Below are 10,384 nucleotides of genomic sequence, written 5' to 3'. Positions count from 1 at the left end.
CGACCATACACCTCGGTGACCACCCGGGATCACACCGTCGACGGCGCTGAAATTACACCACGTGCTCGGACACTACCCGGCCGGATCGGCACATTCGGCCATGGCTACACCGGCGGCGCCCACCCGCTGGGCGCGGCGGTGGCGCTGGAAAACCTTGCCATCATCAAGGAGCGTGACCTTGTCGCCAATGCGCGCGTGGTGGGCGAGCATTTTCTTGGTCGCCTTCGGACGCTGGCGGACCGGCCGCTGGTGGGCGAGGTGCGGGGCGTCGGGCTGATCTCGGCTCTGGAATTGGTGAACGACAAGACGGCGAAGTCGGTCAGCACCACCGGCAAGCTTGGCGGGCTGATGAGTGCCGCAATGCAGCGGGGCGGGATGATCTCGCGCAACATGACCGACACGGTAGCGTTCTGCCCGCCGATGATCATCACGCGCGCGCAGGCCGACGACATGTTCGAGATCGTGGCGAAGGCGCTCGGAGAGGTCGAGGCGGAGGTGGCTTCTACCTGACCTGTGCCGCCGTGATCCGAGGGAATCGGCGACAGTTTCCCGTCCCGCCAGTCTTCGCGGGCGTGTCCGCTGCCAACTTCGGTTTGCGCCGCGGCGCTTCGACTGCGGGTGGCTGCGCCAAAGGCGGCAGAACTCGGCATTCGGATACCGGGCTGTCCGTCGTCATAGACGGATAGAACGATGCCAGCAACCAAACCATCACGCGCAACGGCGCATGAACTGGCCCGGGCAGGTGCGAGCGTGTTCGAGATCGCCGCAAGCCCGTCGCATTCCGATGTCAAGTCCTCGGCGCCCTACGTCAAGGACGTGGAGCGGGCGGGGCTGATCCAGTCCGGATTCGATCGCGTCCGGCACGCCCGTCAGACCGCAGGTGTCCCACGGCCCAGAAATCGTGGGACACTTCGCACCGAAAACCCAATGAAAAGATGCCTTCACGAGGCGTATGGCAGCCCGTAGGGGAATCGAACCCCTCTTTCCAGGTTGAAAACCTGGCGTCCTAACCGATAGACGAACGGGCCATCCGGGTCGTCCGCGCGGCACTGGCCCGCGGCGTGACGCGGTGTTTAGGTCAGGGTCGCGGGGCGTGCAAGCAGAAAAACGGCGCCCCGGCCCCGTCGATCGTCACGCCGCTGCAGCATCGTCCAGACGCAGCCGCAGATGCTGGCGTCCGCCCCAGACCGAGAGTTCCAGCTTGCCAGCGAGATGCAGCCGGCGGCCGCGCGACTCCAGCAGCGCCGGGCCCAGCGGGCTGTCCATCGCCCCCCAGGCCACGGCGTCGACCGGCGCCGCCCCGGGGCTGCGGAAGCGCAGCCGCAGATGGCGATCGCCCAGGGTGGAAACGCTTTCGACAAGCTGGTCAGCAAAGGCAAAGCGCGGGGCGGGAGCAGCCGCGCCAAACGGCCCGGCACGATCGAGCATCTGCAGCAACTCGACGGATACGCCCGCCGGGTCGAGCAGGCCGGAAATCCGCAGCCCGTCGCTCAGATCCTGATCGGCGCCTTCTTGGGCGATCAGGCTCGACAGCCGGTCCATGGCGGCGGGGATCGCGTCCGCCTGCACGGTCAGCCCGGCCGCCATCGCGTGGCCGCCGCCCTGCGTGATCAGGCCCTCGGCCATCAGCCGCTGCATGGCGCGGCCGATATCCACCCCGGGGACGGAGCGGGCCGACCCCTTGCCGATGCCGTTCCGGACCCCGATCACCACGGACGGACGCCGCGTTGCCTCCTTCAGCCGTGCGGCCACGATCCCGACCACGCCGGGGTGCCAGCCCTCGCCCGCGGCCCAAGCCAGTGCGGGATCGCCGCGGGCCTCGGCCTGGGCCAGCGCCTCGTCACGCAGGCCGGCCTCGATCGCACGGCGATCACGGTTGAAGTCGTCCAGCTGGGCCGCCAGCCGCGCCGCTTCGGTCGCGTCGCTGCAGGACAGGCAGCGGGCGCCCAGATCGGCGCGGCCCACCCGGCCGCCCGCGTTGATGCGGGGGCCCAGCAGGAAGCCCAGGTGGAACGCAGTCGGCAGGGTATCGAGCCGCGCCACATCCGACAAGGCGACCAGGCCCGGTCGCTGACGACGGGCCATGATGGCAAGCCCCTGGCGGACGAAGGCGCGGTTCACACCGACCAGCGGCGCCACGTCGGCCACGGTCGCCAGTGCCACCAGGTCGAGTTGGGCGATCAGATCCGGTTCGCGTCGGGCCTGTTCCCGCAGAACCCGGTTTGCCTGGACAAGGGTCAGGAACACGACGCCGGCGGCGCACAGATGGCCCAGCGTCCCGTCCTCGTCGACGCGGTTCGGATTGACCACGGCCAGAGCCGGGGGCAGCGTCTCGAACCCTTGGTGGTGGTCCAGCACCAGGACATCGGCCTTGCCGCGCGCGGCGGAGAGGGCGTCATGGGCGAGTGTGCCGCAGTCGACAGAGATGATCAGGTCATGACGGTCGGCGAGACCGGCGATCGCCGGCGCATTCGGGCCGTAGCCCTCGTCGATGCGGTCCGGCACGTAAAGCGTCGCGTCCCGCCCGAGGTCGCGCAGCCATGTCAAAAGCAGCGCGGCCGAGGCGCCGCCGTCGACGTCGTAATCGGCAAAGATCGCGATGCGTTCACCCTGGGTGGCCGCCGCCACGATCCGGCGGGCCGCGACGTCCATGTCGCGCAGCGTGAGCGGGTCGGGCAGCAGATCACGCAGCCGGGGCTCCAGATGGCCGGTGACGGCGTCCGGTTCTATGCCGCGCTCCGCCAGCACCCGTGCGACCGGCAGGGGCAGGGCGGCAGACTGCGCCAGGCCCTCGGCGCGGCGCTCCAGCTCCGGGGCCGGACCAAGCCAGCGCCGGCCTGTGAACGAGCGGTCAACGCCGAGGAACGGACGCAGGGGTGGGGATTGCTGGAGCATGCGGGTTATCTGCGACAGCGGCGCCCGGCCCGCAACCCCGATCGGGGGCAGGGCCGCGGGCCGCAGCCGGTGCGGGAACACGGGAGCGCAGCCGATCGCCCCCAGACGCGGCACGGTGCTGCCTCGAGACCCAGCAGCAGCTGGGCCTCAGGTTACTGCAGCGCGGTTCGGTCAGGCGCGGCGGGTCGGGTTGCGGTAGAACATCCGCCGGACCGAGCCCGTCTTGGACCGCATCAGGATCGTTTCCGTCTCGATGAAGTCCGGTTCGTGCCGCAGTCCCTGCACGATCGAGCCGTTGGTCACGCCGGTCGCGGAAAAGATCACGTCCGCGGTCACCATCTCGTCGCGGGAATAGATCCGGTCGAAATCGGTGATGCCGGCCTTGGTCGCCCGCCCGCGCTCGTCGTCGTTGCGGAACATCAGCCGGCCCCACATCTGCCCGCCCATGCATTTCAGCGCACCGGCGGCCAGAACCCCCTCGGGCGCGCCGCCGGATCCCATGTACATGTCGATCCCGGTCTTTTCGGCCTCGGCCACGTGGATCACGCCGGCCACGTCGCCGTCGGTGATCAGCCGGATCGCCGCCCCGGTCGAACGGACCTCGGCGATCATGTCTTCGTGCCGGGGGCGTTCCAGGATGCAGACGGTGATGTCCTCGGTGGTGATGCCGCGCGATTTCGCCAGTGCCCGCACCCGTTCGGCCGGAGACATCTCCAGGCTGACGACATCCCTGGGATAGCCCGGTCCGATCGCCAGCTTGTCCATGTAGACGTCAGGTGCGTGCAGCAGCGTGCCGCGGGGTGCCATGGCGATCACCGTCAACGCGTTCGGCATGTCCTTGGCGGTCAGGGTGGTCCCTTCCAGCGGGTCGAGCGCGATATCCACCTCGGGTCCGTTGCCGGTGCCGACCTCTTCGCCGATGAACAGCATCGGCGCCTCGTCGCGCTCGCCCTCGCCGATGACCACGGTGCCTTGGATGTCCAGCATGTTCAGCTGATCGCGCATGGCGTTGACCGCGGCCTGGTCAGCCGCCTTTTCATCGCCGCGGCCGATCAGCTTGGCCGACGCATGGGCCGCGGCTTCGCTGACGCGGGCCAGGCCAAGCGACAGCATACGGTCGTTGAAATCCTTGGGGGCAGACATGATCGGAACCTCGTTGAACGCACCACGTGCCCGGCTTCTAGGCGCGGGCCGGTGGGCCGACAAGCAGAAGCTGCCGTTTTGCTGGCGGCACCGTGTCGCAATCGCCAAAATCCGCAGGATCGCACGCGTCGTCCCGGCCGCAAGGCCTCGTGCGGCGGTCGGGCAACCTCACTCCGCCGACAATTCCAGCGCGAGTGCGTGGATGCGGGGCACGATGTCGCCGAGGCTGTGATGGACGAGACGATGCTGCGCGACCCGGGTCATGCCGGCGAGACGGGGCGAGGCCATGCGGATACGGAAATGCGTCTGCCCACCTTCGCGCCAGCCCGCGTGGCCCCGATGCTGTTCGCTTTCGTCGATGACCTCCAGCCGGGAAGGATCCAGCACCGCCAGGCGGTCGCGCATCTCGTCGGCGATCGATCGCGTCATCTCGGTCTCTCCCCTTACAAAGCCATCCAAATGGCCTACACTCTCGGTCCCGAGTCGGAAAGCAGGCCAATCGATGACCAAGAACGACCCGTTCGGATTCGACATCTCGGCCGCTTCGGACAAGAAGCGCCGGTCCAAGGGCCGTCGTGGCATGTCCGGGGCGTTTGAGACGTCGACCCGTATCTGCGACAAGGAAGGCTGCACCGAACGGGGCCAGTATCGTGCGCCCAAGTCCCCGCAGGCGCTGGACGACTATTACTGGTTCTGCAAGGACCATGTCCGCGAATACAACCTGAACTGGAACTATTTCCAAGGTCAGTCCGAGGCCGAGTTCCAGCAGTTCCTTGATAACGCGACCGTCTGGGAGCGCCCGACCAAGCCGTTCGGCAAGGGGGCGCAGGAACAGGCCTGGGCGCGACACGGGGTCAGCGATCCGCTGGAAATCCTCGGCGCGAACGGAACGGCCCCGGATGCGAGGGCACGGGCCGCCCGGAAGCTGCCGCCGACCGAGCGTCGGGCGCTGGACATCCTCGAAGCCAAGGACAGCTGGACCAAAATCGAGATCCGCCGGCAGTACAAGTCGCTTGTCAAGGACCTGCACCCGGACATGAACGGCGGCGACCGATCCGACGAGGATCGGCTGCAGCAGGTGGTGTGGGCGTGGGACCAGATCAAGGACAGCCGCAGTTTTCGCGACAGCTAACCCGCCGCGGCGCTGCGATATGCTGGCGGTGCCGAAGAGCTGTTTGAACTTGGCAGTAACCGCCTAGTCGGACCCAGCGCTGCGGTCAGACCGCAGCCTTCAGCGCCTCGGCAAGATCGGTCCGTTCCCAGCTGAATCCACCATCGGCGTCGGGCGCCCTGCCGAAATGGCCATAGGCGGCCGTGCGCCGATAGATCGGGCGATCCAGCGCCAGATGGCGGCGGATGCCGGACGGCGTCAGGTCCATGACCTTGCGCAGCGCAGCCTCGATTTCGGTTTCGTTCACGGAACCGGTGTCGAACGTGTCGGCGTAGATCGACAGCGGTTCGGCCACACCGATCGCATAGCTCAACTGGATCACGCAACGACGCGCGAGGCCCGCGGCGACGACGTTCTTGGCCAGGTACCGTGCCGCATAGGCCGCGGAGCGGTCGACCTTGGACGGGTCCTTGCCGGAAAATGCCCCGCCGCCATGCGGGGCAGCGCCGCCATACGTGTCCACGATGATCTTGCGCCCGGTGAGCCCCGCATCGCCGTCCGGCCCGCCGATCACGAACTTGCCGGTCGGGTTCACGTGCCACACCGTGTCATCGCTCAGCCACCCGGCGGGCAGCACCTCGTCCACATAGGGTTCGACCAGGCGGCGGATGTCGTCCGAGCTCTGGTTCTCGTCGGTGTGCTGGTGGCTCACGACGATCTGGGTCACGCCGACGGGGCGCCCGTCCTCGTACCGCACCGACAGCTGCGCCTTGGCGTCGGGGCCGAGTGAAGGCTGCTCACCGGTGTGCCGCGCCTCGGCCAGACGCCGCAGGATCGCGTGCGCGTACTGGATCGGGGCGGGCATCAGCGCCTCGGTTTCATCCACCGCATAGCCGAACATGATGCCCTGGTCCCCGGCGCCGCCGTTGCCGACGCCCTTGTCGTGGCCGCCCCAGATCTCGGCCGACTGTTCGTGCAGCAGGTTCGTCACCTCGCAACTGCGCCAGCTGAACTTGTCCTGGTCATAGCCGATGTCCCGGATCACATCCCGCGCGATCTGGTCGACGCAGTCGCGGAACCGGACCAGCCGCGCCTGATCGTTCAGGCCGATCTCGCCGCCGATGATGACGCGGTCGGTCGTGGCGAACGTCTCGCAGGCGACGCGGGCGGACGGATCCTCGGCCAGCAACGCGTCCAGGACGGCATCGGAGATCTGGTCGCACAGCTTGTCGGGGTGCCCCTCGGAAACCGATTCCGAGGTGAACACGTAATTCTTTCGGGACATGATTGCTCCATTGGGTGACCCGCCACGCCAGGAAGCCGTTGTGGGGGCAATGACCGGGCTTAGGTCACCCGAAAGCGGCGGTCAACTGCGCCGCCGCGTCGCCACGCCAGGCGGGCCAGCAGACCGACAAAAAGGGCCACGATCGGCCAGTTCCCCCAACGCCACCACAAGGTGGCGGGCAGGGCCGGGGGCAGCCCCACGTCCAGGTAGCCTTCCCGGTCCAGCCCGAGCCGGGCCAGAACCTGTCCCCGCGCATCGATCGCGGCCGAGACGCCCGTGTTCGCGGCCCGCAGCAGCGGCAACCCGGATTCGATGGCACGCAACCGGGCCTGCGCCAGATGCTGATACGGTCCCGACCACGTCCCGAACCAGGCGTCGTTGGTGACCTGCAGCAGCCAGGCGGGCCGGCCCCCGGTCTGTCGCAGATGGCGGGAAAAGACCGCCTCGTAACAGATCAGCGGCTGGACGGCGGGCAGCCCGGTGGGCGAAAGGATCTGCGGGGCGGGGCCCGATGCGTAACCATAGCTCTGCTGCGCCGCGAAGGCGGTCAGGCCCAGACCGGCCAGGGCGTCACCCCACGGGATGTATTCCCCGAACGGGACGAGGTGAAACTTGTCGTAGAGTTCGCCAACCCGTCCGTCCGTCGTGACCTCGACCAGGCTGTTGAACCACGATCCGCGCTCGCTGCGCTGAATTCCCATCAGCACCGGGACGCCGGCGGCGGCGGCGATGTCGGGAAGGATCGGCCCGGCCTGATCCAGGACGAAGGGGGCGGCCGTTTCGGGCCAGACCACGGCCGAGAGCGGCCGGGCGGCTGGCGCCGCTGTCAATGAAAGCAGGCGCTGATAGAACACGCCGCTCCATTCCGGGTCCCACTTGCGCGTCTGGTCCGCATTGGGCTGGACCAGCCGCAGGACCGGTCCGGGGTCCGGCGGCAATGCGGGGTTCAGCCGGGCGAGGCCCGCGAACCAGACCGCCCCGATCAGCGCCGCAGCCAGCGGCAGGCCGCGGGTGATCGCCCTGCCTCGCGAGGCCCGGCCCAGCTCCGGGTCATGTGCAGCCCATGCCGGCAAGGCCGCCGCGCCCATGGTCAGCGCTGACAGCCCGATCGCGCCCACCCACGCCCCGGCCTGCCCCGCCGGGGTCGCGATCCAGACATGGCCGGTCAGCGCCCAGGGCAGTCCGGTGAAGATCCAGCCGCGAATCCAGTCGGACAGGACCAGCATCGCCGCAAAGGCCAGCGCACGGTCGCGCGGCGTGGCGGCGATGTGCCAGGCGACCCACGCTGGCAGCGACCAGAACAGGGCGCCGCCAAGCGCGGTCAGGACAAGCGCGAAGGGCGCCATCCAGCCGTGAATCTCCGGTTGAACCAGGAACGGCTCGACGATCCAGAACATCGCGACGGCGAAGTACCCCAGCCCGGCGAGCGTAGCGCGGCGAAAGGCCGCGCCGGCCGTGGGTGCCGGCCCCATCCGCCAGACGAGCGACGCGAGCGCCAGCACTGTCAGGGGCCACAGATTCCACGGCGCCTGACCCAGGGCGGCGAGAACCCCAAGCGCTGCATCCGGCGCGCCGCGATACAGCATTGCGGTATCGCTGCGCCGGCGGCGCGGCGATCCCGCCGCTGCCGCGCGCGCGTCTGCCGGCGCAGGCATCGGACCTCGGCCCGTCAGTCCTGCGATTGCGGCGCAGCCGGCTCGGCGACACGCCCGGAGTCGCCGGGACCTGCTTCGCTCGGCTGTGGATCTCGCTGCGGTTCCGCGGACGCATCGGGGATCCCCGCGCCGGGCGCAGCGGGGGCACCAGCGTCTGCTGCAGTCGCCGGATCAGTGATTGATGCATCCGTGGACGATGCATCGGCCAGCTGTGAGTCAGGCGTAGGGGCGTCGGCTTTCTTGCGGCTGCGGGTCGCCCGCTTCTTTGGCGCAGGCTTGTCCGCGACCGCCGCCTCGGTGTCCGTCGTGCCTGCCTCGGGTCCGTTGGCGCTGACTGCCGCGGTGTCCTTCGCTGCTTCGGTCGTCTTGCGGGTGCGGGTGCGGCGCTTGGGCTTCGGCGCATCCGCTGCCGAGGCGGCTTCGGGCGCCGGCGCAGTCGTCGCATTTTCTACGTCGGCGGCTACCTCCGCTCGCGCTGGTTGGGGGGAGGCGCCACCTTCCTCGAGTACGCTGCGGAAGCTGGTCATCAGGAAATCGGGAATGTGGCTGCCCATGCCGACGACCGCAGGCCCGCGATCCCGGTCGCCACGATCCCCCCGGCGATCACGGCGATCGTCGCGACGCTCTTCACGCCGTTCCTCGCGCCGCACCGGCTGCGGGGTTGCCGGCCGGTCATCGGCGCGGGTTTCTGCCGGCGCCTCTGCGAGTCCGCTCGACTGCCCGTCCCGTTTGCTCTCGCCCCGGGCGTTCTGCCGCTTCTCGCGGTGCTCGTCCCCGGCTTGCCGCCGCTCAGCCCGTTCCGGCTGATCCACGCGACCGCGGTCGACGGTTGTTTCGACGGCGTCCGGAAGCGCCGGATCCGCGGCGCCGGCTTCGGCCCGGCTGCGCCGATCCTCGCGCTGGTCGTCCTTGCGGTCGCGCGTGCGGGTGCGGCTGGCGCTCCGTCCGGCGGGCCGCCCGGTTTCCCGCGGCTTGCGGGGCGCGGTCTGGGATGCGTCCGACAGGCTGAACCCTTCGGGCAGATCCGCCCGGGGCAGCGTCTGCTTGACCAGCGATTCGATCGACGCGAGATATTTCTCGTCCGACGGGGTTCCGATCGAGATCGCCGTCCCCTGTCGCCCGGCCCGGCCGGTCCGGCCGATCCGATGGACATAGTCCTCGGCATGGCTCGGCAGGTCGAAGTTGAAGATGTGACTGACCGCCGGGATGTCCAGCCCGCGCGCCGCCACGTCGGATGCGATCAGGAACCGCAAGGAACCGTCGCGGAACCCGTCCAGCGTCGCGGTGCGCACCCGCTGGTCCAGGTCGCCATGGATCGGCGCGGCGTCATAGCCATGCGCCTTGAGTGACTTTGCGACGATGTCGACCTCGGTCTTGCGGTTGCAGAAGATGATCGCGTTCTTCAGCCCCTCGCCCTCGGCCTCGATCAGCGCGCGCAGCAACTCGCGCTTCTGCTTGGCCGTCTGGTCCTTGCGGGTGGGGGTCAGCTCGACCAGCTTCTGCGTGATCGTCTCGCTGGCGGTGGCCTGGCGGGCCACCTCGATCCGCTCGGGGGCATTCAGGAAGGTGTTGGTGATGCGTTCGATCTCCGGTGCCATCGTGGCGCTGAAGAACAGCGTCTGACGGGTGAACGGCGTCAACTGGAAGATCCGTTCGATGTCGGGGATGAACCCCATGTCCAGCATCCGGTCGGCCTCGTCCACGACCATGATCTGCACACCCTGCAACAGCAGGTTGCCGCGTTCGAAGTGATCCAGCAGCCGGCCGGGGGTGGCGATCAGCACGTCGACGCCGCGGTCGATCAGCTTTTCCTGATCCTTCATCGACACGCCACCGATCAGCAGCGCCTTTGTCAGGCGGGTGTGCTTGGCGTAGATGTCGAAGTTTTCGGCCACTTGCGCGGCGAGTTCACGCGTCGGGCACAGCACCAGACTGCGTGGCATCCGCGCCCGGGCGCGTCCGCGACCCAGCAGCGTGATCATCGGCAGGGTGAAACTGGCCGTCTTGCCGGTACCGGTCTGGGCGATGCCTAGGACGTCGCGGCCTTCCAGCGCCGGAGGGATCGCCCCCGCCTGGATCGGTGTCGGCGTGTCGTAGCCGGCTTCCTCAATGGCCCTGAGCACCTTGGAGTCGAGCTTCAGGTCGGAAAATTTGGTCATTCAGAGGCTTTCTGCAGGAATCGCAATCGTCCGTTCAGACGCTCACGGTCAAGCCGGAGCGTCTCTGTCGGGACGTCAATATCCGTACGCCCCTCGGCCGCCCGCCGGATGCGGGCCTCGCGCTATTAGACCAAAC

At 68.7% G+C, this 10,384-nt stretch carries 8 protein-coding genes, 1 tRNA gene and 1 riboswitch; of the genes, 2 read left to right on the top strand and 7 right to left on the bottom strand.

What is annotated here, in order from left to right:
* Positions 1 to 510, top strand: a 510-nt coding sequence (locus Q0938_RS04465) for an aminotransferase class III-fold pyridoxal phosphate-dependent enzyme (protein WP_299359579.1), incomplete at its 5' end; no start/stop codon positions are given.
* A gap of 443 nt (positions 511 to 953) precedes the next feature.
* On the opposite strand, the gene Q0938_RS04460 is transcribed toward Q0938_RS04465, so the two are convergent.
* The 4 genes from Q0938_RS04460 to Q0938_RS04445 all read right to left on the bottom strand — a co-directional run bounded on the left by Q0938_RS04460 (position 954) and on the right by Q0938_RS04445 (position 4,467).
* Positions 954 to 1,028 (bottom strand) — tRNA-Glu (locus Q0938_RS04460).
* Positions 1,029 to 1,131: 103 nt separating this feature from the next.
* On the bottom strand, positions 1,132 to 2,895 hold the full coding sequence (recJ, locus tag Q0938_RS04455) for a single-stranded-DNA-specific exonuclease RecJ (RefSeq protein ID WP_299359617.1): 1,764 nt from the start codon (positions 2,893 to 2,895) through the stop codon (positions 1,132 to 1,134).
* A gap of 171 nt (positions 2,896 to 3,066) precedes the next feature.
* Entirely contained in the window at positions 3,067 to 4,038 is a 972-nt protein-coding gene (gene glpX / locus Q0938_RS04450) for a class II fructose-bisphosphatase (RefSeq protein ID WP_299359577.1), read from the bottom strand.
* Positions 4,039 to 4,206: 168 nt separating this feature from the next.
* Positions 4,207 to 4,467, bottom strand: a complete 261-nt coding sequence (locus tag Q0938_RS04445) for a BolA family transcriptional regulator (protein WP_299359576.1) — start codon at positions 4,465 to 4,467, stop codon at positions 4,207 to 4,209.
* 73 nt (positions 4,468 to 4,540) lie between these two features.
* Between Q0938_RS04445 and Q0938_RS04440 the strand changes: the two genes are divergently transcribed.
* Complete coding sequence (locus tag Q0938_RS04440; protein ID WP_299359573.1) at positions 4,541 to 5,170, top strand: DnaJ domain-containing protein; 630 nt, start codon at positions 4,541 to 4,543, stop codon at positions 5,168 to 5,170.
* A gap of 85 nt (positions 5,171 to 5,255) precedes the next feature.
* Here Q0938_RS04440 and metK read toward each other — a convergent pair whose 3' ends face one another.
* From metK to Q0938_RS04425, 3 genes are all read right to left on the bottom strand, one after another.
* A complete protein-coding gene (metK, locus tag Q0938_RS04435) occupies positions 5,256 to 6,434 on the bottom strand; it encodes a methionine adenosyltransferase (RefSeq protein WP_299359571.1) in 1,179 nt (392 codons plus the stop codon).
* A gap of 3 nt (positions 6,435 to 6,437) precedes the next feature.
* Positions 6,438 to 6,484, bottom strand: a riboswitch (SAM-SAH riboswitch).
* A gap of 9 nt (positions 6,485 to 6,493) precedes the next feature.
* On the bottom strand, positions 6,494 to 8,089 hold the full coding sequence (gene lnt, locus Q0938_RS04430) for an apolipoprotein N-acyltransferase (RefSeq protein WP_299359569.1): 1,596 nt from the start codon (positions 8,087 to 8,089) through the stop codon (positions 6,494 to 6,496).
* Positions 8,090 to 8,103: 14 nt separating this feature from the next.
* Positions 8,104 to 10,248: a DEAD/DEAH box helicase gene (locus Q0938_RS04425; protein ID WP_299359566.1), complete on the bottom strand. Its 2,145-nt coding sequence runs from the start codon at positions 10,246 to 10,248 to the stop codon at positions 8,104 to 8,106.
* Between the last annotated feature and the right edge of the window lie 136 nt (positions 10,249 to 10,384).

Source organism: uncultured Paracoccus sp. (assembly GCF_947496875.1).
Lineage (GTDB): Bacteria > Pseudomonadota > Alphaproteobacteria > Rhodobacterales > Rhodobacteraceae > Paracoccus.
This window is presented reverse-complemented; position numbering and strand designations above follow the sequence as displayed.